This is a genomic window from Rhizobium sp. FG96 (assembly GCF_057808655.1).
Window position 1 is genome coordinate 199,126 of the sequence record NZ_JBMDIL010000007.1, and the last position, 22,301, is coordinate 221,426.

Sequence of the window (22,301 nt, forward strand, 5' to 3'; positions counted from 1 at the left end):
CTGCAAGGGGGGTTGCAACGCCAAACCTTTGCGATAAGGTGCGCGTTGACCTGCACGTAACAGGTCAAAACCGGGAACAAATGACTAAAAACAGGCGACAAAGCCTGGAAAGGTGGCCCAACCATGAACCATATAACGAAAAAAATTCTAGCCTCTGCAATGTTTGGCACATTGCTGGCTTTCTCGGCCCACGCGGCCACGATCAACATCCATAACGGCGGCGACCCGACGTCGCTCGACCCGCAGAAGCTCTCCGGCGACTGGGAAAACCGTATCGCCGGCGACATTTTCGAAGGTCTTGTGACCGAAGACGCCAAGGACAATCCGATTCCCGGCCAGGCCGAAAGCTGGAAAGTCTCCGACGACGGCAAGGTCTACACCTTCAAGCTTCGTGACGGCATCAAGTGGTCCGATGGCCAGCCGGTAACGGCCGGAGACTTCGTCTTCGCCTTCCAGCGCCTCGTCGACCCGAAGAACGCCGCCGACTACGCCTATCTGCAGTTCACCATCAAGAACGCCGAAAAGATCAACAAGGGCGAGATCACCGATCTCAACCAGCTCGGCGTCAAGGCAATCGACGACAAGACCCTCGAGATCACTCTCGAAAACCCGACCCCCTACTTCATCAACGCGCTGATGCACTACACGGCCTATCCACTGCCGAAGCATGTGGTGGAAGCCAAGGGCGCCGACTGGGTGAAGATCGGCAACATCGTCACCAACGGCCCCTATAAGCCGACCGAATGGGTTCCGGGTTCGCACGTCACCACCGTCAAGAACGACCAGTATTACGGTGCCAAGGACCTGAAGATCGATGGCGCCAAGTTCTTCGTTCTCGAAGACCAGGAAGCCGCGCTGAAGCGCTACCGCGCTGGCGAATTCGACATCCTGACCGACTTCCCGACCGACCAGTACGAGTGGATGAAGAAGAACCTGCCGGGCCAGGCGCACGTCGCCCCGTTCTCGGGTCTCTACTACTACGTCATCAATTCGCAGAAGCCGCCCTTCAGCGACAAGCGCGTCCGCCAGGCTCTGTCCATGGCGATCAACCGCGAAGTCATCGGCCCGCAGATCCTCGGCACCGGCGAACTGCCGGCCTATTCCTGGGTTCCGCCGGGCACGGCGAATTACGGCGATCCGGCATACGTCTCCTGGAAGGACATGCCCTACAAGGACAAGGTCGAGGAAGCCAAGAAGCTGCTCAAGGAAGCAGGCTTCGGCCCGGATCATCCGCTGACCGCCGAGCTCAAGTACAACACCAACGACAACCACAAGCGCATCGCCGTGGCGATCGCCTCCATGTGGAAGCCGCTGGGCGTCAATGTCGAGCTCGTCAATGCCGAAACCAAGGTCCATTACGACCAGCTGCAGCGCGGCGAAGTGCAGATCGGCCGTGCCGGCTGGCTCGCTGACTATAACGATCCGGACAACTTCCTGAACCTGCTCGTGACAGGCGTCCAGATGAACTACGGCCGCTGGTCGAACCCGGAATACGACAAGCTGATCAAGGACGGCAACGCCCAGACCGATCTCACCAAGCGTGCCGAAATGTTCAAGAAGGCCGAGCAGATCGCGCTGGATGATTCCGCCGCGCTGCCGATCTACTATTACGTTTCCAAGAACGTCGTTTCGCCCAAGATCGAGGGCTTCGTCGACAACGTCCAGGACATCCACCGCACACGCTGGCTGTCGATGAAAGAATAAGGGAAAACGGCCCCTTCCGCTCCTGGCGGAAGGGGCCGGTTCACGATCATGATCAAATATGCACTCCGTCGATTGCTGTCGACGATCCCCGTCCTGTGGATCGCCGTCACAGCCTGCTTTTTCGTTTTGCGCCTTGCCCCCGGCGGCCCCTTCGATGGCGAAAGGCCATTGCCGCCGGTGATCCTGAAGAACCTGGCCGTCCACTACAATCTGGATAAGCCGCTGGTTCAGCAGTACCTCATCTATGTGGGCGACCTCCTGAGAGGCGACCTCGGCCCGTCATTTGCCAGCGAAGACTTCACCGTCGCGCAGCAGATCATGATCGGCCTGCCCTATACCTTCACCATCGGCACCGCTGCCTTCCTCGTCGCCATCATCGTCGGCGTCTTCGTCGGCTGTCTTGGGGCGCTCTATCAGAACAAGACGCCGGATTACATTCTGGGCGCCCTGATCCTGGTAGGCGTCGTTCTGCCGAACTTCCTGATCGCGCCGATCCTGCAGCTGGTCTTCGGCATCCATCTCGCCTGGCTTCCGGTCGGCGGCTGGGGTGACGGCTCGCTGAAATTCCTCGTCCTGCCCGTCGTCGTGCTGGCGCTGCCGCATGCGGGGCGCATCTCGCGCATCACCCGCGGTTCGATGATCGAGGTGATGGGCCAGAATTATATTCGTACCGCCAAGGCCAAGGGCATCGGCCCGCGCCTGACGATCATGCGCCATGCGCTGAAGCCCGCCATGATGCCCGTCGTCTCCTATCTCGGCCCGGCGGCCAGTTATCTTCTCACCGGCTCGCTGGTTGTCGAAAGCGTCTTCGGACTGCCCGGCATCGGCCGCTATTTCATCAACGCAGCGCTCAATCGCGACTACGGCATGGTTCTCGGCACGGTCATCTTCTACATGGTGCTGATCGTCTTTTTGAACCTTCTCGTCGACATCGCCTATGCGTGGCTCGATCCGAAAGTGAGAAACCGATGATCCTCAATCCTGCCAAACGCGAATTGCTGGCAGCCGAGCTGCTGGAGGCCGAAGGCCTTGCGCCCGAGGGGCGCTCGCTCACCAGGGATGCGTTGCGCCGCCTGTCGCGCAACAAGGCCGCGGTCGTCTCGATCGTCGTCCTCGTCCTCCTGATCCTCGTCGCTTTCGCCGGCCCGTGGTTCATTCCCTACAACTACGAAGATCCGGACTGGGCAGCCTTCCGCATCCCGCCGTCCTTCGAAACCGGCCACTATTTCGGCACCGACCCGAATGGCCGCGACTTGCTGGCACGCGTGCTTTACGGCACCCGCATCTCGCTTGCCGTCGCCTTCACCGCCACGCTGGTCTCCGTCGTCATCGGCGTGCTCTACGGCGCCATCTCCGGCTATATCGGCGGACGGCTGGATTCGATCATGATGCGCTTCGTCGACATCATGTACGCCTTCCCCTACATCCTCTTCGTCATCCTGCTGATGGTCATCTTCGGCCGCAACGTCTACCTGCTCTTTGCAGCGATCGGCGCGCTCGAATGGCTGACCATGGCCCGTATCGTTCGCGGCCAGACGCTGTCGATCAAGCACCGCGAGTTCATCGAGGCGGCGCGCGCCTCCGGCCAGCGGCCGCTCAAGATCATCATCAAGCACATCATCCCGAACCTGATCGGCCCGGTCGTGATCTTCGCGGCCCTCACCGTCCCCGAAATCATCGCCACGGAGAGCTTCCTCTCCTATCTCGGCTTCGGCGTTCAGGAGCCGCTGACCTCGCTCGGCACGCTGATTGCGGAAGGCACCGATGCCATGGAAAGCATGCCATGGCTGCTGATCTTCCCGGCCTGCTTCCTCGTCGCCCTGCTGCTCAGCCTGCTGTTCATCGGCGATGGCCTGCGCGATGCGTTCGACCCGAAGGATCGCTGACATGTCCCAGCAACCACAAGAAACCCTTCTCGAACTGAAAGACTATTCGATCACCTTCGAGACCCCCGACGGACAGGTGAAGGCCGTCTCCGGCATGAACCTGACGATCAAGCGCGGCGAACGCGTCGCGATCGTCGGCGAATCCGGTTCCGGCAAGAGCCAGACTTTCCTCGGCGTCATGGGCCTGCTCGCCAAGAACGGCCGCACCACCGGCCAGGCGCTGCTCGAGGGCAAGGACGTCCTGGCGCTGAAGCCGAAGGAGCTCGATCATGTCCGCGGCAAGGACATGGCCATGGTCTTCCAGGACCCGATGACCGCCTTGAATCCGTCTCTAAGGATTTCCCGGCAACTGACGGAACAGCTTGAGGTTCATCGCGGCTACACGGCGCGTGCGGCCTCAGCCGAAGCGCTCGACATGCTGAAGCGTGTCGGCATTCCTGATCCGACCAGGCGCTTCAATCTCTATCCGCACGAGCTCTCCGGCGGTATGCGCCAGCGCATCGTCATCGCCATGGCGCTCCTGACCAAACCGAAGCTCCTGATCGCCGACGAACCGACGACCGCGCTCGACGTCACCATCCAGGCGCAGATCCTCGATCTCTTCAACGATCTGACCTCGGAGATGAATACGGCGCTGGTGATGATCACCCACGATCTCGGCGTCGTTGCCGGCCTCGCAGATCGCGTCGCCGTCATGTATGCCGGCCGCATCGTCGAGGAAGCCCCGGTCGACGAACTCTTCGAAAACCCGGCGCATCCCTATACCGCGGCACTGCACGCCTCGATCCCCCGTCCGGATCAGGATGTCGACGATCTCGTCGTCATCCCCGGCCGGCCGCCGAACCTGCAGCATCTGCCGAAGGGCTGCAATTTCTCGCCGCGCTGTTCCCAGGTCCAGGACGATTGCATCGATCGCCCGCCGTCGCTCGAAACGCTGGCGCCGCGCCATTGCGCCGCCTGCTTCCACCCCTTCCCGCGCCGCGAGGAGCTGATGATCCATGGCTGACCGTTCCCTGCTCCGGGTCGAGAACCTGACGACCCAGTTCGAACTGCCCGCCAAGGGCTTCTTCAAGCCGCCTGTCATGCTGACGGCGGTCAACAATGTGAGCTTCGACCTCAAGGAAGGCCGTACGCTCGGCATCGTCGGCGAATCCGGTTGTGGCAAGTCCACGCTCGGCCGCTCGATCCTGCGCCTGCTCACCTCCCAGAAGGGCCGCATCCTCTGGCAGGGCCGCAACCTGCTCGATCTCTCCGAAGAAGAAATGCGCGCCGCACGCCGCGACATGCAGATCATCTTCCAGGATCCGATCGCCTCGCTCGATCCGCGCATGACGGTGGGCGATATCATCGCCGAACCGCTGACCGTGTTCGAGCCGAAGCTCTCCAAGGCCCAGCGCCTGGAGCGCGTCCGCGAGATCATGAGTGCCGTCGGCCTCGTGCCGGAAATGATCAACCGCTACCCGCACGAGTTTTCGGGCGGCCAGGCGCAGCGTATCGGCATTGCCCGCGCCGTCGTCACCAAGCCGAAGCTGATCATCTGCGACGAGCCGGTCTCGGCCCTCGACGTGTCGATCCAGGGCCAGGTCATCACGCTGCTGCGCAAGCTGCGCAAGGAGTTTGGCCTGACGCTGATCTTCATCAGCCATGACCTCTCGGTCGTGCGCTTGATCTCCGATGACGTGCTGGTGCTCTATCTCGGCAAGGTGGTCGAAGCCGGCGATTGCGCCACGGTGTTCGAAAACCCGGCGCATCCCTATACGCAGGCGCTGTTCTCGGCTGCTCCGATCCCGGATCCGAAGCTTGCCCGCCAGCGCAAGCGCATCCTGCTGCAGGGCGATCCGCCCTCGCCGCTGAACCCGCCGAAGGGCTGCGTCTTCTCGCCCCGCTGCTGGAAGGCGACCGACATCTGTCGCACGGAAATGCCGCCGACAGAGCAGGTCCGGCCGAACCAGACGGCCGCCTGCTACCACATGGATCGCTGATATCGCGTCCGCCCTGGCGGCTGCTGCGCGCAACACGCGGCATGCTCCAGTGCATGCCCCGGAGCGGAACATTTTTCGCTCCGGGGCAGTTCCTCCTCCGTAAAACGACATGTTCCGGGTCTTGGTAGGGCTCCGAAATGGAGGAAAACATGCTGAAACTCATCTCCAATGCTGGCCTGGCGCTGGCTCTCACCCTCGGCAGCGTCGCGCTGCCCGTCAGCTTTGCGCAGGCGCAGGACGTCCAGTTCCGCATCGGCCCCGATGGTGTGCGCATCTACGACCGTGACAGGGATCGCGACCGCTATGGCGACCGCGATTTCCGCCGCGGCTGCAGCCCGCGCGAGGCCGTCTACGCCGCCCGCGACGCCGGCTTCCGCCGCGCCGAAGTGGTCCGCGTCACAGATCGCAGCGTCACCGTCCGCGGCTGGACGCGCGGCGGCCCGGACCGCATCACCTTCGCCAACCGCCGCGGTTGCCCGGAAATCGGCTAAGCCCCGAGAAGACGCGAGAGAATACGGACGGCCCGCTCAAAGCGGGCCGTTTGCGCGTTCTGTGCGCTTGCCACCCCAGGGATGGCTTGCCACCCCGGTCCGCTGCGCGTAAGCAGCAGACGCTTGAGATTTCCGGGAGGCTGATTTGAGCGGACGCTTTCTTTCGATCGGTGAATGCATGGTGGAGCTGTCGCAGGCCGGTGACGGCCTGCTGAGAAAGGGCTTTGCCGGCGATACGCTGAACACCGCCTGGTATGCCCGCGCCTGCATGCCCTCCTCCTGGACCGTCGATTATTTCACCGCACTCGGCGATGACGCCATGTCCGACGAGATGGCCGCCTTCTTCGACAGCCACGGCATCGGCACCTCCTATATCCGCCGCATCAAGGGCAAGGCGCCCGGCCTTTACATGATCAACCTCAGGAACGGCGAGCGCTCCTTCAGCTACTGGCGCGACAGCTCCGCCGCCAAGCAGCTCGCCGCCGATCCCGATTACCTGCGCGAGGCGGTCGAAGCCTCCGATGTCGTCTATTTCTCCGGCATCACGCTTGCCATCCTGCCGCGCGAGGATGTCGACACGCTGCTCGCCGAAACCCGCCGTGCCAAGGCCGCCGGAAAGTTCGTTGTCTTCGATCCGAACATCCGCCCGCGCCTCTGGTCGAGCTATGACGTGATGCATACCGTCATCAGCGAGGGCGCCCGCTCCTCGACGCTGGTGATGCCGAGCTTCGACGACGAGGCCTCGCATTTCGGCGACGATTCGATCGAGGCGACGATCCAGCGCTACCGCGCCCTCGGCGCTCCCAACATCGTCGTCAAGAACGGCGCCGACGGCGCGACCCTCGATTTCGAAGGCAACCGCTCGCTCGTCCCCGCCGAAAAGGTCGAGACCGTCGTCGACACGACCAGCGCCGGCGACAGCTTCAACGGCTCCTTCCTGGCCAAGTACCTGGAAACCAGAGACGCCGAACAAAGCGCCCGGTTCGCCGCCAAGGTCGCGGCCCGCGTCGTCAGCGAGCACGGCGCGCTGGTGCCGAAGGACAAGCTCGGGCTCTGAGAGAGCACGTCCACAGCCCTGTAATAAATCCATCACGGAGAGGCCTCAAAATAGGAGGCACGCGGGAATCGGCTTGCTGTCCCCGCCTGGGGTCATGTCCGCCGAAGCCGGCGGCCTGGATGGAAACGGGATATGCTTCAACATCCTTCGAAGAGCCTGACCGGCGAGAGCTGGGCGAATGCCGCCCCGGGCGCGGTGCCTGAGCGGCTTGTCATCGTCACCGATGCCTGGCATCCGCAGGTCAATGGCGTCGTGCGCTCGATCGAGAACACCAATCGCGAGCTCGCCCGGATGGGCGTCGATGTCTCGATGGTGACGCCGGAGCGGTTCAACAGCATTCCCTGCCCGACCTATCCCGAGATTCGCCTGTCGATCACCAGCTACCGCCGCGTCGCCCGCGAGATCGAAAAGCACAAGCCATCCTATGTCCACATCGCCACCGAGGGCCCGCTCGGGCTGACCGCCCGGCGCTGGTGCCTGAAGAACCGCATGCCCTTCTCCACCAGCTATCACACCCGCTTCCCGGAATATGTCTCGGCCCGCCTGCCGTTGCCGAAGAGCTGGCTCTATGCCTTCGTCAAATGGTTCCACAATTCCGGCGCCGGTTGCATGGTGGCGACGCCGAGCCTGGCGCGCGAACTCTCGGAAAAAGGCATCCGTAACCTGATGCCCTGGAGCCGCGGCATCGACGCCTCGCAGTTCCATCCGGCCGAACTTGAGGAAAAGCCCTTCGGCCTGCAGCGCCCCGTCTTCATGACCGTCGGCCGCGTTGCGCTCGAAAAGAACCTCCCGGCCTTCCTCGATCTCGATCTCCCCGGCTCCAAGGTCGTCGTCGGCGATGGCCCGGCGCGCGCCGAGCTTTCCAAGCGCTATCCCGACGTGCTCTTCACCGGTTTGAAATTCGGCACTGAACTGGCCGATATCTACGCCCAGGCCGACGTCTTCGTCTTCCCGTCGTTGACCGACACCTTCGGCAACACGATCCTCGAGGCGCTGGCATCCGGCGTCCCCGTCGCCGCCTACCCGGTCACCGGTCCGCTCGACATCATCGGAGACGAAGGCGAAGTTGGCGCATTGGACGAGGACCTGCGCGCCGCCTGCCTTGCCGCCCTCTCCGCCTCGCGCGAAAGGGCTCGCGAACTGGCGCTCACCTATTCCTGGGAAGCGGCGACGCAGCAGTTCATCAACAACATCCGCGCCGCCAACGGCGTCATCGCCCCGAAATGGAAGCGCGCCTGGCAATATGCCAAGACGCTGCCACGCAGAAAGGCCGGCGATGCCGCCGGCCCGATGAAATCTGGCGCCTGATGCCGCTTACTGGTGCAGCGCTGCCCGCAGCGTATCGCTAGCAAGCTTGATCGCACCGCGCACGGCGGGTGTTTCGCTGATGGCGTTCAGCAGTACGAAGTCATGGATGGTGCCGTTGAAGCGGACCGACGTGACCCTGACGCCTGCCTGGCTGAGCTTGCGGCCATAGGCCTCGCCCTCGTCGCGCAGCACGTCGTTCTCATCGGTGATGATCAGTGCCGGCGGCAGGCCGTTCAGCTGCTCGAGCGAAGCCTGTAGCGGCGAAGCGGTCGGCTCCTTGCGCTTGGCTTCATCAGGCAGATAGGCGTTCCAGAACCACTTCATCGCATCCTTGGTGAGCCACGGGCCATTGGCGAACTGGTTGTAGGAGCCGGTCTCGAAATTCGCGTCGGTGACCGGGTAGAACATCACCTGCTGATCGATGGCGGGACCACCGCGTTCCTTGGCCATCAGCGTCACCGCAGCCGTCATGTTGCCGCCAACGCTGTCACCTGCGACTGCCAGGCGGCTGGCATCAACCTTGAACTGCTTGGCATGCTCGGCGACATATTTGGTCGCCGCATAGGCCTGCTCGATGGCGATGGGATAGCGGGCCTCGGGCGACCGCTCGTAATCGACGAAAACAACAGCGGCATCGGCGCCATTGGCGATCTCGCGGACCAGCCGGTCGTGCGTATCGGCGTCGCCGAGCACCCAGCCGCCGCCGTGGAAATACATCACGACAGGCAGCGTGCCCTTGGCATGGGCAGGACGCACGATACGCAGCTTGATCTCGCCGGTCGGACCAGCCTTGATCGTCAGGTTCTCTTCCTGTGCCGCGAGCTTCTTGACGTCACCTTTCTGAGCGCCGGCCAGCACGTTGCGGGCATCGGCGGGCGAGAGTGTGTAGATCGGCTTGGAACCAGCCAGCGCATCGATGAACTTCTGGGTCGCCGGCTCCAGAACCGGGTCGGCAGCGGCGCCGAGCGTCGTGGCTGCCAGGATGGTTGCTGCGGAAAGTGCGGTCTTGATGGTCGACATCGTCTTGTCCTCTTCGGTTGCGGTTCGTCGTGAACACGGCTTTTATATCGCGCACGATTATTTATCTCACAATCAAAATTGACGCATAACCGCCATGCGAAATAAGCGCTTGCGATTAGTTATCGCGCGATATAAATTCATCCGGTTCTGGAGATGCCCACATGAGTGACGACCTGAAACTCGAAAATTTCATCTGCTTTGCCATGTACACGGCAAACCACGCGATGAACCGCGTCTATAAGCCCCTACTCGACGAGCTCGGCCTCACCTACCCGCAATATCTGGTCATGGTGGCGCTATGGGAAGAAGACGGCCAGACCGTCGGCGGCATCGGCGACAAGCTGTTTCTGGAATCGAGCACGCTGACGCCGCTGTTGAAGCGCCTGGAAGCCGCCGGCCTCATCCGCCGCGAGCGCAGCAAGGAAGACGAACGCGTCGTCGTCATCAGGCTCAGCGATGAGGGCAAGGCCTTGAAAACCAAGGCGGCAACGGTGCCGAACTGCATCGTCGATGCGACCGGCAGCGAATTCGATCAGCTGAAACGGCTGCGGGCCGAGATCATTGCGCTCAGGGATGCACTGAACAAGAGTGCGGCCTGACGGCGAGCGAAGCCGCAGCCCGGTGAAAGGCTGCGTGCTGCAATTCTGACGGCGGACCCTAAGTCCGCCGCTTCTTCCCCTCGAAGGGGTTTTCCTTCTCGCGGTAGTGAATGCGGATCGGCACGCTTGGCATGTCGAAATCGACGCGCAGGCTGTTGATCAGGTAGCGCGTGTAGGATTCCGGCAGCGCATCAGAGCGCGTGCAGGAGATCATGAAGGCCGGCGGGCGGGCCTTGACCTGCGTCATATACTTGAGCTTCAAGCGGCGGCCGGAGACGGCGGGCGGCGGATGCTGGACCTGCTGCTGCTCGAGCCAGCGGTTGAGCTTGGCGGTCGAGATGCGCTTGTTCCACACCTTGTCGGTGTCGATGATCGACTGCATCAGCTTGTCGAGGCCGCGGCCGGTCTGGCCGGAAATCGGCACGGCGCGGATTCCACGAGCCTGCGGCAGCAGCCGGTCGGTCTTTTCGCGCAGATCGGCAAGCACCGCCTGCTGATCCTCGATCATGTCCCACTTGTTGAAGGCGAGAACGGCAGCGCGTCCCTCGCGCAGCACCAGATCGACGATGTGCAGGTCTTGCTTCTCGAACGGGATCGTCGCATCGAAGACGATGACGACAAGTTCGGCAAAGCGAATGGCGCGCAGCGTATCGGCAACCGAAAGCTTCTCCAGCTTCTCGATGACCTTCGCCTTGCGGCGCATGCCCGCCGTATCGAACATCTTGATGGTGCGGCCGCGCCAGTCCCATTCGACCGAGATGGAATCGCGGGTGATGCCCGCTTCCGGCCCGGTCAGCAGACGGTCCTCGCCGAGGAAACGGTTGATCAGCGTCGACTTGCCGGCATTCGGACGGCCGACGATCGCCACGCGCAGCGGCTTGGTATCGTCGTATTCCGGCTCGTAGTCTTCGTCCTCTTCCAGCTCGTGGCGGACGTCGACATTGGTTTCGGCCACGTCTTCCTTCGGCGGATAGGCGCGGTCCTTGCCGATCGCTTCGACGATTGCGTCGCGCAGATCGAGCATGCCCTGCCCATGTTCGGCCGAGATCGGCGTCGGTTCGCCGAGGCCGAGCGTGAAGGCATCATAGAAGCCGCCGTCGGAACCGCGCGCTTCGGACTTGTTGGCGACGAGTACGACCGGCTTGCCGCGACGGCGCAGCATCTCCGCCAGGTCCTTGTCGACGGGCGTCAGGCCGGTCTTGGCATCGACGACGAAAAGCGAAAGATCCGCCTCGTCGATGGCCGCTTCCGTCTGCGCGCGCATGCGGCCCTGCAGGCTCTCCTCGTCGGCCTCTTCGAGACCGGCGGTATCGATGATCGTGAAATTCAGGCCCATCAGCCGCGCGTCGCCGGGACGGCGGTCGCGGGTAACGCCTGGCGTGTCATCGACAAGCGCCAGCTTCTTCCCAACCAGGCGGTTGAAAAGCGTCGACTTGCCGACATTCGGGCGACCGACGATGGCGACCGTAAAGCTCATCAGGTTTCCTTAAACTCAGCCCTGTGCGGCAGGCGCCTTGCCAGACGCAGTGATGTTATCAAGCATCATCTGCGCGCGGTTGGCAACATTGCGCGGGCTCGCGGCATCTTCGGTGATCTGGGTGAACCAGGTGCGGGCCTGCGCCATGTTGCCGGCCTTGTAGGCGGCAATGCCGAGCGCTTCGCGGGCCGAGTGGCGGAAGGCGTTGGCGGGGATCGCCATTTCTTCCAGCTCGGCAACGACCTGGTCATAGGTGCCGGTATCGATCAGCATCCAGCCGGCGCGCAGCTTGGCAGCATTGCGGACGGCTTCCGGAACCGACTGGTCCTTGCCGATCGTCTGGAAAGCGGCAACGGCACCGGCATTGTCGCCCTTGGCGGCGAGCACGGTGGCTGCGCGCATGCGGGCGAGAACCGGATAGGCGCCGTGGCCTTCCTTCTCCAGCTTGTCGAGAGCGGCGAGCGCCTCGTCATTCTTGTTCTCGTCGGCGAGCTTCATCGCCGCCAGGAACTGGTCGCCGGTGCTGGAAGACGCATTGTCATCCCAGTACTGGTAGACCTTGTAGCCGACGGTGCCGAGAACGATCAGGACGGCGAGCGCGATCAGGTAGCGGCCAAAGCGGCGCCATGCGCCCTTCATCTGGTCGGAACGCAGTTCCTCATTGACTTCACGAATGAAGCTGTCGTCGTTGAATGCCATTCTCGTCTCCGGCAGGGAAAGCCCAATTCATGCGTTTTCGCATATTGTTGGGCCTTCTACTCCATTTTGCGGCCGATGTAAGGGGGATATCTGAGATTCCTCAGGAAGCGAGCATCGGCAGCGGCGCGACGCCGATCAGCCATTCATGCACGCGCCAGATCATCAGTGCCCAGACGATGACGCCGATGACGACGGCATAGAGGTCGTATTTCGCCGAAACGAAGACCGGCAGCGTGATCTCGCCGCGGCGCAGGCGCCGCTTCAGCGAGATGCGCAGGATGACGCCCCAGGCAAGAAACGCCGCAAACAGCAGGACCGAATAGGCCTCGCCATTCGACAGCAGATGGGCGAGCGCCCAGATCTTCACCGACAGCACCACCGGATGCTTGGTCTTTGCCCGGATATGGCCTGCCGGCAGGAAGCCGGCGACAAAACAGATGACGGCGACAAGCATCAGCGTGACGGTCAGATGCGCCATGCCCGCGGGCGGATTGTAGAGCATGCCGATCGGCTCGCTCTGCGCGGTCTTAAAGGCATAGGCGACGAAGACCAGCGTCAGAATGCTGGCGATCGAATGGAAGGCGATCCAGACCGGCTTGCCGAGCTTGTCGATCATCGCCAACCGGAACCCCGGCACCACGACGCGGATAAGATGAAGGCCGAGAAAGAGAACAAGACTTAAGGCAAGCAAAGCCATGATGAAATTCCTGATCGATAACTAACAATGTTCGATACCGGCTGGGCGGGAAAAATGCCAGCGAGACCGCAGCTTCGCCGCAATTCTGTAACAGGAAAGCCGCAAACAAATTGTCGCGGTGCCCATGTTTCGTTCCATTTCCTCTGCCTGTCTCGCCCTTTCCGTTGCCCTGCCCGCTGCCGCCTCGGCGGCCGATCAGCCGAAGCAGCTCGTCATCATTTCCTTCGACGGCGCCCACGACAACGCGCTCTGGCAGAAGAGCCGCGAAATGGCAGCCCGCAACGGCGCGCATTTCACCTATTTCCTGTCCTGCACCTTCCTGATGAATCAGGATGCGAAGAAAGCCTATCAAGCGCCTCATCAGAAACGCGGAAAATCCAATGTCGGCTTCGCCCAGAGCGACGACGAGATCCGCGAGCGCCTCGGCAATATCTGGCACGCGCATCTCGAGGGGCACGATATCTCAAGCCATGCCTGCGGCCATTTCGACGGCCGTCAGTGGAGCAGCGCCGACTGGTCGGAAGAATATGCGACCTTCAAGGCGACGCTGAAGAATGCCTGGAAGGGCGTCGGCCTCGCCGAGCCCGATGGCTGGCAGGATCTCGTCGACCACGGCATCAAGGGTTTTCGCGCCCCCTATTTGTCGGCCAGCGAAGGTAGCGACATGATCGCCGCCGAGAAGAAGGCTGGCTTCACCTATGACGCCAGCCTGGTGACCAAGGGACCGGCCATGCCCGTCGTCGAAGACGGCGTCATCCGCTTCGGCCTGCCGCTGATCCCCGAAGGCCCCAAGGACCGGCCGATCATCGGCATGGACTACAATCTCTTCGTCCGCCACTCCAAGGGCGAGGAAGACGCCGCCGACAGCAAGACCTTCGAAGAGCGCTCCTACGCCGCCTTCAAGGAAGCCTTCGACAAGCAATATGCGGGCGACCGCATCCCCCTCCAGCTCGGCTTCCACTTCGTCGAAATGAACGGCGGCGCCTACTGGCGGGCCCTCGACCGGCTGGTCAGCGACGTCTGCCATAGAGCCGACGTCGCCTGCGTCAGCTATTCGGAGGCGATCCCGATGATCGAGGCGCGGGGCAAGCTGAAGGCGCAGGATAATTCGGCGCTGTAGGGCTAAGTCCGGCAGCAATAAAAGATTGGCCGCTTGAACAAGCGGCCCCCTCATCCGCCCTTCGGGCACCTTCTCCCCGCTGGGGAGAAGGGGAGTTCGGCGACGCCTCCCCCCACAACTTGCGTAGAGAGGAAGCGAGCGCTTAAGGCTCGTTCCCTTCTCCCCAGCGGGGGTCCGAAGGACGGGTCGAGACCGTCGGCTCGACCCCGGTCGGTGGCGGCAGCCGGATGAGGGGGCCGCTCGCTCGAAGCCATCGATGAGCTAACCTCTATCAGCCGTCCTGGTGGACGACCCCGCCCTCGCGATCGAGATACCGCTGATCGATATCGGGCAACGGCTCGTCGTCGATCGCCGCCTCGAAAGCCTTCAGGCGCTTGTGGATCGACAGCAGCTCGATGATCGTCGTCCAGGAATTGACGAGATACTGGAACGAGTTGCTGACCTGCCCGAAGGCGGTCGAGATCTGCTGGAAGATACCGTAGGTGATCGCACCGGCAACGATCGTCGGCACAAGCATGAAGGTCACGAAAAGCGCGTCCGCCTGGATGTAGAAATAGCGCGCCACGTTGAAATAGAGGTAGTGGAAATAGAGGCGGAAATAATTGCGGCGGACATTGGAGAAAAGCTCCGTGACCGTCGGCGGCTGAGCGCGATCGGCATGGTCCTCGCCATAAACGAGTTCCTTTCGGTAGGCAGCCTCGACGCGCTGGTTCTTGAAGTTCAGACCCGGCAGCTTGATGCCGACGATCGCAAGCAGCAGCGTACCGAAGATAGACCAGAAGAGCGCCAGCCAGAACAGCGAATTGGCGACCGGGCCGACAATCGGCAGCGCGGTGACATAATGCGAGAGCGCCAGCAGGATCGGCAGGAACACGACGAGCGTCATCACCGAATTGATAAGGCTGATGCCTAGGCCTTCAAGAGTGCTGGAGAAGCGCATCGTGTCTTCCTGCACACGCTGCGAGGCACCTTCGATATGGCGCAGCTTTTCCCACTTCGACATGTAAAAATTGTTCATCGCCGTGCGCCAGCGGAAGATGTAGTGGCTGGTGAAGAAGTCGGTCATGATCGACACGAACATGCTGAGGAAGGCAATCTGCACGAAGATCAGCATCAGGTCGTAGAAATTCTCGACGGTAATGCCGGGCTGCTTCGAAAGCGCGTTCTGCAGCAGGTCACCGAACGGACGGCGCCAATTGTTGATGACGACGGTGATCTGGACGCCGAAATAGGTAACGAAAATGATCAGCGCCGAGCCCCAGACCGACCACAGCTTCCACGGATGATCCCAGGCCTTGATGTGCCAGAAGCCGCAGAAGATGATCGTTGTCAGGAAGAAGTAGCCGTAGAACCACAAATTCTCAGGCAACAGGAAGAAGGACAGATCGATCGGCTGCTGTTCTTCGGCGACCGGCGCAAAGCCCATATGGACACCGAGATCTGCGGCAAACAGATACCAGACCGCGATGGCGATGAGCGTCCAAATGACAATCGAAGGGAAAAACAGCTTCGGCTGCGGAAAGAAGGAATGAAACACTGGGAGGCGCTTTCCTGAACTGGAATCTCGGGAGCATCAGCAAACACTGATTGTGCGGGAAATTAAGGCAGTTCGAAGAAGGCAGCAATGGCCGGGGGCCATTCTTACGTATTTGTAACGGCTTATCCCAGTTTCTTGATGACCGGCAGCACGAGGAGCGCGCAAATGCCGAGGGCGGCGGCGGCAATATAGGTGGGCAGCGTGAAGCTTCCTGTCCCCTCAGCCACCCAGCCCGCGATCAGCGGCCCGACGATCTGGCCGAGACCGAAGGCCGCCGTCATCAGCGCCATGACGCGCCGGGGGCTTTCCGGCGAAAGCTTACGGCCGATCTGCAGGCCGTAGGCGGTGATCGCCAGGAAGGTGGCGCCGAACAGTGCTCCACCGATCAGCGGCGCCAGCGAATGCGGCAGCATGACGGTCGCGAGCACACCGGCAACCTCGATGACAACAGCCGCGACATAGACGCCGCCGAGCCCGAGAACGCGCACGAACGGCTTCCAGCCAAAGAGCGCCACCGCGGCGGTCACGCCCGCAATGAACCAGCAGAGGAACTCGACGAAAGCGCCCGCCGCATCCATGCGGGCGATCGCCACGAGGAAGGTGGCGGTGATGACATAGCCGAAGCCGAAGATGCCGTAGGAGAGCGTCACGAGCAGCATCGGCGGTGTCCAGGCGATGGCCGGTTCCGGCCCCTTGCGCGCCGCCGCTGCGGGTCCCGCCGGCAGCAAAGCCCAGGCCGCGGCAAGACCGAGTGCCGAAACCAACGCGCCGCCGATCCAGTCCGCCCGCCAGCCGCCCGCATCGGGAAAGGCGATGCCGATCAGCAGCACCATCAGCGACGACAGCGCGATACCTGCGCCCGGTCCGCCGAAATGCGCCGACTGGACATGGTCGTTGCCGGCTGCCGCACCGTGGCTGAGCACGATCGACGAGGTGAAGACCATCGAAAAGGCGCTTGCGAGCCCGGCGAGGAAGCGGATCACCGCAAAGACGGGAACGGATGTGGTCGCCGCCATCGCCGCGAGAAGGAGCGCGTTGGCGGCGAGTGCCGCAAGCGCCACCGCCCTCTCCCGCCCGGCCGCCCAGCCATAGGCAGCCAGCACGGCGCCTGCGAGATAGCCGACGAAATTCGCCGAGGCGATGAACCCGGCATCGGAGGCCGAGAGCGGAACGCCGCTCATCATGCCCGGCAGGATCGGTGTGTAGGAGAAGCGCCCGAAGCCCATGGCAGCGGCCATGGCGATCATCCCGGCAAGGGCCGTGCGGACCAGACTGACTGGCTCATTCTCATTGCGTGCCAACATGATGCGCTTATCACCCGCCCCCTGCTGCACCGCAAACAAGAAATTCTGATCGATCGGTTCAATTCCGGAAATTCTTGGGCTCCTCTTGAACGGCAATATCGTACGATATATGTTTTACGACATAGCATTCGATATGATTAACGATGAAAGGAAGAAGCGATGAGAGGCTTTAGAGGCGGTGGCGGCGGCATGTTCGGCGACGCGATCCGCATGGGAATGGGCCGGAAGTTTTCGGCCGGCGACCTGCAGATCGTGCTGCTGGCACTGCTGAACGAACAGCCGCGCCACGGCTACGAACTGATCAAGGTTCTGGAAGAGCGCTCCGGCGGCTTCTACGTGCCGAGCCCGGGCGTCATCTATCCGGCGCTCACCTACCTCGAAGAAACCGGCCTGGCCGAAGTCGAGGCTGAGGGCACCAAGAAACTCTACAAGATTACCGAAAGCGGCAAGCGCAAGGTTGAGGAGAACCGCGCCATGATCGACGGCATTTTCAGCAAGCTCGAGCGCGTCGGCGAGAAGATGGCCTTCGTCAACCGCATGTTCGATCCCGAACAGCACGGCCGCCGCCGCGAAGAGGAAGACGAGGAATTCATGCGCGACGACCGCGACGTGCGCGCCGCCCGCCAGCTGCTGCGCTCGGCGCTGCGCATGCGCCATCCCTGGTCGGCTGAGGAAGCCGCCCGTATCTCCGGCATCCTGGAGCGCGCCGCGATGGAAATCCTGCAGGGCGGCAAGCCCCAGATCTGATACCGCGCAATCGTCAGAGCGAACGGCCGTCACGTGTCACGTGGCGGCTTTCCTTTTGCGGAGGCGCGGTATTTTCGGCGACCGGCACACCCACCTGCGCCACGTCGCGCGGCAGCGCGTGCTGCGCCTGCTCCGATACCCAATAGCCTGCCGCGCCGATGAAAGTCATGATCGCAAACAGCGGCACGGCCACCGCCGATTTCCGGAAACGCCCGAAGCGGATCGGCTTCTCGATGGTCATGTAGGTCAGCGCCGCCAGCACCACGCTCGCCGCCAGCAATGCGAAACGCACCTCCTTCGCCGGCGTGTCGTGGCCGATGATGTAGCCGAAGGAGAGAAGCGGCCAGTGCCAGAGATAGAGCGGATAGCTGATCAGCCCGATCGCCACCGCAATCCGGTTGCTGAAGATCAGGGTCTTGAATACCGCCGTCCGCCCCGCAGCGATGACCAGCACCGCGCCGAGAACGGGCGCCGCCGCGATGATACCCGGAAAGGCCTGCTTTTCCCGGATCAGCGCAAAGCTCAGCACCAGCAGCACGATACCGGCGATTGCCGCAAGGTTTGCCGCCGGCCGCGACAGCCCGCCGTGGGAGCGCTCCAGCTCGGCGAGCGCAGCACCGGCCAGCAGCTCCCAGAAGCGCGTCACCGGCAGATAAAAGGCCGTCGTCCGGTCGATATAGACGATGACGAGATTGAAGATCATCGACACCAGCGCCACCGCCGCGATCGTCTTGATGACGCTCATGCCGCGCCGCCAGGCGATCCAGGCAGCGAGCGGCCAGACGATGTAGAACTGCTCCTCGACGCCGAGCGACCAGAGATGCAGAAGCGGATTGGAAATGCCGCCATCCTTGGTGCTGCCGACTTCGAACCAGAAGAGCAGATTGGCAACGAAGCCCGCCCCACCGGCAACATGCTCGCCGAGCTCCCTGTTATCGGCCGCCGAGAGCGCCACCGCGCCGACCGCCAGACAGAAGAGCAGCACCAGGATCAGCGCCGGAAAGATGCGCCTGATGCGGCGGCTGTAGAAATCGAAGATCGAAAACTTGTTGTCGTGCAGCTGTTGCAGGATATGGCCGCTGATCAGATAGCCGGAAATGACGAAGAAGATATCGACGCCGACGAGCCCGCCGGGAAGCCAGGTCGGAAAGGCATGGAAGATCACCACGGAGAGAACCGCAACCGCCCGCAATCCGTCGATATCCGGCCGGTAATTGTGCTGCATCGCCTTGGCACTGCTGCCATCACTCTCGAGCATTCCACCGACCTCCATGAAGACCGGCGGACAAGAGAATGGAGCCGGATACCAAGCGGTAACCCGGAATTGCTGCGCCCGCTAACTGGCCATAGGCGGTAGGCCGCCGGATATTCGGACGAAAGAACGGGTAGAGGCGGAGCCCGGCCGCCGAAAGGATGAAGCTCTTAAGCTGCCAGATCCGGCAGCGTCAGGATCAGCGGTCCGTTGCGCGTCGCAACGACGGTGTGTTCGTACTGCACGGTCGGCGCCTGGGGATCGGCGTAGAGCGTCCAGGCATCGTCGCCGCCTTCAGCCCAGGTGGCGCCGAGCGACAGGAAGGGCTCGACGGTGAAGACCAGGCCTTCGGTCATGATCCGCTTTTCGGAAGGATCCGGCCAGGTCGAAAGCTCGCCAGGTTCCTCATGAAGCGAACGGCCGACGCCGTGGCTCGCCAGATTGGCAACCAGCGTATAGCGGTTCTTCGCCGCAAAGGCGCCGACGGCATTGCCGATCTTGGCGAGCGGCTCACCCGCCTTGATCTGGTTGAGACCGACGAACAGCGCCCGCTTGCCATCGCGGCAGAGCCGCTCGATCTTCGGCTTGACGGGCGGCACGGTGAAGGAGGCGCCGGTATCGGCAAAGAAGCCGTTCTTCTCGGCGGAGACATCGATATTGACGAGATCGCCGGGACGGATCACCCGCGGGCCGGGAATGCCGTGGGCGATTTCCTCGTTGACGCTGATGCAGGTCGCGCCGGGAAACTGGTAGCAGAATTCCGGCGCCGAACGCGCACCGGCATCCTCAAGCACCTTGCGGCCGATCTGATCGAGCTCGAGTGTAGTGATCCCCGGCTCCAGCGCTGCAGACATCACCTGGATCGCGTTGGCGCAGATCCGTCCGATTTCCTTCAGCTTTTCCAGTTCGTCGTCGTTCTCGATTACCATCGTTCATCCCGGCTGCCGCCAAGGCGGCTGGCCTTGCGGGTTCAGGCCGTGGCTTTCGCCCCTTCGCCCGCCCCAGTCAATGCCTTTCTGACAAGCGGCGCGACTTTCGTGCCGTAAAGCTCGATGCCGCGCATGATCTGGTCGTGCGGCATCAGGCCGATCGCCATCTGCAGCAGGAAGCGGTCGTTCCTGAACACCTTGTGAGCCGCAACGATCTTCTCGGCCACGAGTTCCGGATCGCCGAGGAAGAGATTGCCGGTCGGCCCGCGCGCCATGTCGAAATGCGCCCGGTTCGTCGGTCCCCAGCCGCGCTCGCGGCCAATGCGGTTCATCACTTCGGCCTGCGGCCCGTAGAACTGGTCGGCGGCCGCTTCCGTCGTATCGGCAATGAAGCCGTGTACGTTGATGCTGGTCTTCAGCTTCGACGCATCCTGCCCCGCCCGGCGCGCTGCCTCGCGATAGAGCTCAAGGAGCGGCGCAAAGCGCGGATATTCCCCGCCGATAATCGCAAGCGCCACCGGCAGACCCATCGCACCGGCCCGCGCCACCGATTGCGGCGTGCCGCCGACGGCGATCCACAGCGGCAGCGGATCCTGCAGCGGGCGCGGATAGACGCCGCGGCCATTGATCGGCGCCCGCAGCTCACCCTTCCAGCTGACCACTTCGCCCTCGCGTAGCGCCATCAGGAGATCGAGCTTCTCTTCGAAGAGCTGGTCGTAGTCTTCAAGATTGTAGCCGAACAGCGGGAAGGACTCGATGAAGGAGCCGCGCCCGGCCATGATCTCCGCACGGCCGTTGGAGATGAGATCGAGCGTCGCAAACTGCTGGAAGACGCGCACGGGATCATCAGACGACAGGACGGTGACCGCACTCGTCAGCCGGATGTTCTTGGTCTTCACCGCCGCTGCGGCAAGCGCCATGGCCGGAACCGAGGCTGCATAATCAGGGCGGTGATGCTCGCCAAGCCCGAAGACATCGAGGCCGACCTGATCGGCGAGCTCGATTTCCTCGATCAGATGCTTCAACCGCTCCGCCCCTTCCGCGCCCTTGCTGCGGCCCGGATTGGGATTGACGTCGGCAAAAGTATAAAGGCCCAGTTCCATCATCGGCATCCTATTGAACTTGCCTCTCAGATAAGGATCGGCAAGCCCCCGGGCAAACGGAAATTCTGGAACGGATCGTTCGATAAAGTTGATGGGTGAGTTAGGCCGTGAGATCCCAGGGATTGATGATCTGGACTCCCATGCCCTGGAAATCGCGGACATTGCGGGTCACAAGCGACAATCCATGCTCTGCGGCAGTGGCACCAATGAATGCATCATGCATCGGCTTTGGGTTGGGGACGTTGAATGCCGCCGCCCGCAACGCCACTCCCTCGCCTGCCGAAAGTATTCGCCCCCTGAAAGCTTGGCGAACGCCGCCATCGATCCACGCTCGAAGTGCCTGCCCCTGGCGAGGATCCCGGCGTGCGACCTGCAAAGCGCCAACCTCGAGTTCGAAAAGAGTTATTGCAGACAGATAGAGCAGCTCATCCGCAACACCGCGAACCCAATTGACGACATCGATATTCTCTCTTCCGCTTCCGGCTTTCTTTATCTCGGAAACAACATTGGTATCGAGAAGATACATCAGGAAAAGTCGACAGGTTTGGCGCCCAGCTCATCGAGCTTTGGCGGATCGAACTCGATGTCGGCAACATCATGCATGGACAGCAAATCGACAATGCTCGGCTTTGTTTTTTTTAGAGCCGTATACTCTTCGATGGTCAGCAGGACATGCGAGGGCTTTCCGCGGTCAGTGATAAAAACAGGCCCGTCGGCTGCTGCCTTCTTAGCGCCGCTGCTATCCTGATTGAATTCCCTGCTGGTCATCACGGTCATGTCAAACACCTCAATGTAGATACGTTACTACATATCTGTGCATCCATCAATCCGAATCCAAATTCAACGGCTTGCGGGCGCCGGCGGAATCGGAATCGAAGCCGCTTCAGCGCCCGCTTGAAGTGCGTCAGCCGCGCTTCAGGTACTCCTCAAGCTGTCCGGCGACCGTGCCCCAGCCTTCGTGAAAACCCATCTTCTCGTGCGCTTCCTTGTCCTCGGCGCGCCAGTGCAGCGCCTTGGCGGTGTATTTGGTGCGGCCGTTGCCGAGATCTTCGAGCAGGATGACGCCGGTGAAGAAGGGTTTTTCCGAGGGTAGCCAGGCGCTGGTATAGGCATCGGTGAAGACGATCTTCTCGTTTTCGACGAGCTCCAGATAGACGCCGGAATTCGGATATTTGTTGCCGTCGGGATCCTGCATGACGATGTAGCTGGAGCCGCCCGGGCGCGCGTCGAGCTTCGCTTCGGCGATCGTCCAGGGCCGCGGAACGAACCATTCCCTGATCGAATTCTCGTCGGTCCAGGCCTTGTAGATCTTCTCGCGCGGCACATCCATCTCGCGGACGAGAACCAGTTCGTGTTGCGTCGTGGCGCTCATTTCGGCATTCCTCCTGT

At 62.2% G+C, this 22,301-nt stretch carries 23 protein-coding genes; 11 read left to right on the top strand and 12 right to left on the bottom strand.

All coding sequences use genetic code 11. The annotated features are described in order from the left end of the window. The first annotated feature begins 123 nt into the window (after window positions 1–123). The 8 genes from ACODR6_RS16050 (at window position 124) to ACODR6_RS16085 (ending at window position 8,428) form a co-directional block, all read left to right on the top strand. A complete protein-coding gene (locus ACODR6_RS16050; RefSeq protein ID WP_199627261.1) occupies window positions 124–1,704 on the top strand; it encodes a peptide ABC transporter substrate-binding protein in 1,581 nt (526 codons plus the stop codon). 48 nt (window positions 1,705–1,752) lie between these two features. Beyond that, window positions 1,753–2,676: an ABC transporter permease subunit gene (locus ACODR6_RS16055; RefSeq protein ID WP_112719417.1), complete on the top strand. Its 924-nt coding sequence runs from the start codon at window positions 1,753–1,755 to the stop codon at window positions 2,674–2,676. Further along, a complete protein-coding gene (locus ACODR6_RS16060; RefSeq protein ID WP_130277771.1) occupies window positions 2,673–3,590 on the top strand; it encodes an ABC transporter permease in 918 nt (305 codons plus the stop codon). The genes ACODR6_RS16055 and ACODR6_RS16060 overlap by 4 nt, the downstream gene beginning before the upstream one ends. Window position 3,591: 1 nt before the next feature. Then, on the top strand, window positions 3,592–4,596 hold the full coding sequence (locus ACODR6_RS16065; RefSeq protein ID WP_112719419.1) for an ABC transporter ATP-binding protein: 1,005 nt from the start codon (window positions 3,592–3,594) through the stop codon (window positions 4,594–4,596). Continuing rightward, the gene (locus tag ACODR6_RS16070) at window positions 4,589–5,572 is read left to right on the top strand and encodes an ABC transporter ATP-binding protein (protein ID WP_199627274.1); all 984 of its coding nucleotides are present in this window, start codon (window positions 4,589–4,591) and stop codon (window positions 5,570–5,572) included. The genes ACODR6_RS16065 and ACODR6_RS16070 overlap by 8 nt, the downstream gene beginning before the upstream one ends. A gap of 149 nt (window positions 5,573–5,721) precedes the next feature. Continuing rightward, on the top strand, window positions 5,722–6,063 hold the full coding sequence (locus ACODR6_RS16075; RefSeq protein WP_112719421.1) for a hypothetical protein: 342 nt from the start codon (window positions 5,722–5,724) through the stop codon (window positions 6,061–6,063). A gap of 145 nt (window positions 6,064–6,208) precedes the next feature. Then, window positions 6,209–7,120: a sugar kinase gene (locus ACODR6_RS16080; protein WP_130277768.1), complete on the top strand. Its 912-nt coding sequence runs from the start codon at window positions 6,209–6,211 to the stop codon at window positions 7,118–7,120. Between the two features lie 132 nt (window positions 7,121–7,252). Next, the gene (locus tag ACODR6_RS16085; RefSeq protein ID WP_489022954.1) at window positions 7,253–8,428 is read left to right on the top strand and encodes a glycosyltransferase family 4 protein; all 1,176 of its coding nucleotides are present in this window, start codon (window positions 7,253–7,255) and stop codon (window positions 8,426–8,428) included. A gap of 6 nt (window positions 8,429–8,434) precedes the next feature. Here ACODR6_RS16085 and ACODR6_RS16090 read toward each other — a convergent pair whose 3' ends face one another. Then, window positions 8,435–9,448, bottom strand: coding sequence for an alpha/beta hydrolase (locus ACODR6_RS16090; protein WP_449098690.1), 1,014 nt, complete (start codon window positions 9,446–9,448; stop codon window positions 8,435–8,437). Between the two features lie 161 nt (window positions 9,449–9,609). Here ACODR6_RS16090 and ACODR6_RS16095 point away from each other — a divergent pair, with 161 nt between their 5' ends. Next, window positions 9,610–10,047: a MarR family winged helix-turn-helix transcriptional regulator gene (locus ACODR6_RS16095; RefSeq protein WP_112719425.1), complete on the top strand. Its 438-nt coding sequence runs from the start codon at window positions 9,610–9,612 to the stop codon at window positions 10,045–10,047. Window positions 10,048–10,105: 58 nt separating this feature from the next. Here the strand turns inward: ACODR6_RS16095 and der are convergent, their stop codons facing one another. The 3 genes from der to ACODR6_RS16110 form a co-directional block, all read right to left on the bottom strand. After that, window positions 10,106–11,524 carry a ribosome biogenesis GTPase Der gene (gene der / locus ACODR6_RS16100; RefSeq protein WP_112719426.1) on the bottom strand — a complete coding sequence of 473 codons (1,419 nt, stop codon included), beginning with the start codon at window positions 11,522–11,524 and terminating at the stop codon, window positions 10,106–10,108. 15 nt (window positions 11,525–11,539) lie between these two features. Then, window positions 11,540–12,223, bottom strand: a complete 684-nt coding sequence (locus ACODR6_RS16105; RefSeq protein WP_112719427.1) for a tetratricopeptide repeat protein — start codon at window positions 12,221–12,223, stop codon at window positions 11,540–11,542. A gap of 100 nt (window positions 12,224–12,323) precedes the next feature. Next, complete coding sequence (locus tag ACODR6_RS16110) at window positions 12,324–12,920, bottom strand: NnrU family protein (RefSeq protein WP_489022957.1); 597 nt, start codon at window positions 12,918–12,920, stop codon at window positions 12,324–12,326. 124 nt (window positions 12,921–13,044) lie between these two features. Between ACODR6_RS16110 and ACODR6_RS16115 the strand changes: the two genes are divergently transcribed. Next, entirely contained in the window at window positions 13,045–14,040 is a 996-nt protein-coding gene (locus ACODR6_RS16115; protein WP_203428390.1) for a polysaccharide deacetylase family protein, read from the top strand. Window positions 14,041–14,311: 271 nt separating this feature from the next. On the opposite strand, the gene sbmA is transcribed toward ACODR6_RS16115, so the two are convergent. After that, window positions 14,312–15,577 (bottom strand): peptide antibiotic transporter SbmA, encoded by a 1,266-nt coding sequence (gene sbmA, locus ACODR6_RS16120; RefSeq protein ID WP_203428389.1) that lies wholly within the window; start codon window positions 15,575–15,577, stop codon window positions 14,312–14,314. Window positions 15,578–15,699: 122 nt separating this feature from the next. Beyond that, on the bottom strand, window positions 15,700–16,881 hold the full coding sequence (locus ACODR6_RS16125) for a YbfB/YjiJ family MFS transporter (protein WP_489022960.1): 1,182 nt from the start codon (window positions 16,879–16,881) through the stop codon (window positions 15,700–15,702). Between the two features lie 159 nt (window positions 16,882–17,040). On the opposite strand from ACODR6_RS16125, the gene ACODR6_RS16130 reads away from it, so the two are divergent. After that, on the top strand, window positions 17,041–17,628 hold the full coding sequence (locus tag ACODR6_RS16130) for a PadR family transcriptional regulator (RefSeq protein ID WP_199627304.1): 588 nt from the start codon (window positions 17,041–17,043) through the stop codon (window positions 17,626–17,628). Window positions 17,629–17,641: 13 nt separating this feature from the next. Here ACODR6_RS16130 and ACODR6_RS16135 read toward each other — a convergent pair whose 3' ends face one another. From ACODR6_RS16135 to ACODR6_RS16160, 6 genes are all read right to left on the bottom strand, one after another. After that, window positions 17,642–18,886, bottom strand: a complete 1,245-nt coding sequence (locus tag ACODR6_RS16135; protein ID WP_489022962.1) for an acyltransferase family protein — start codon at window positions 18,884–18,886, stop codon at window positions 17,642–17,644. 164 nt (window positions 18,887–19,050) lie between these two features. Continuing rightward, window positions 19,051–19,809, bottom strand: a complete 759-nt coding sequence (gene map, locus ACODR6_RS16140; protein WP_112719433.1) for a type I methionyl aminopeptidase — start codon at window positions 19,807–19,809, stop codon at window positions 19,051–19,053. Window positions 19,810–19,850: 41 nt separating this feature from the next. Further along, a complete protein-coding gene (locus tag ACODR6_RS16145) occupies window positions 19,851–20,912 on the bottom strand; it encodes an LLM class flavin-dependent oxidoreductase (RefSeq protein WP_489022964.1) in 1,062 nt (353 codons plus the stop codon). 100 nt (window positions 20,913–21,012) lie between these two features. Beyond that, entirely contained in the window at window positions 21,013–21,438 is a 426-nt protein-coding gene (locus ACODR6_RS16150; protein WP_348652507.1) for a type II toxin-antitoxin system VapC family toxin, read from the bottom strand. Beyond that, window positions 21,438–21,689 (bottom strand): type II toxin-antitoxin system prevent-host-death family antitoxin, encoded by a 252-nt coding sequence (locus ACODR6_RS16155; RefSeq protein WP_203428383.1) that lies wholly within the window; start codon window positions 21,687–21,689, stop codon window positions 21,438–21,440. Before ACODR6_RS16155 ends, ACODR6_RS16150 begins: the two co-directional genes overlap by 1 nt. 127 nt (window positions 21,690–21,816) lie before the next feature. Next, complete coding sequence (locus ACODR6_RS16160; protein ID WP_489022966.1) at window positions 21,817–22,284, bottom strand: SRPBCC family protein; 468 nt, start codon at window positions 22,282–22,284, stop codon at window positions 21,817–21,819. Window positions 22,285–22,301: the final 17 nt, after the last annotated feature.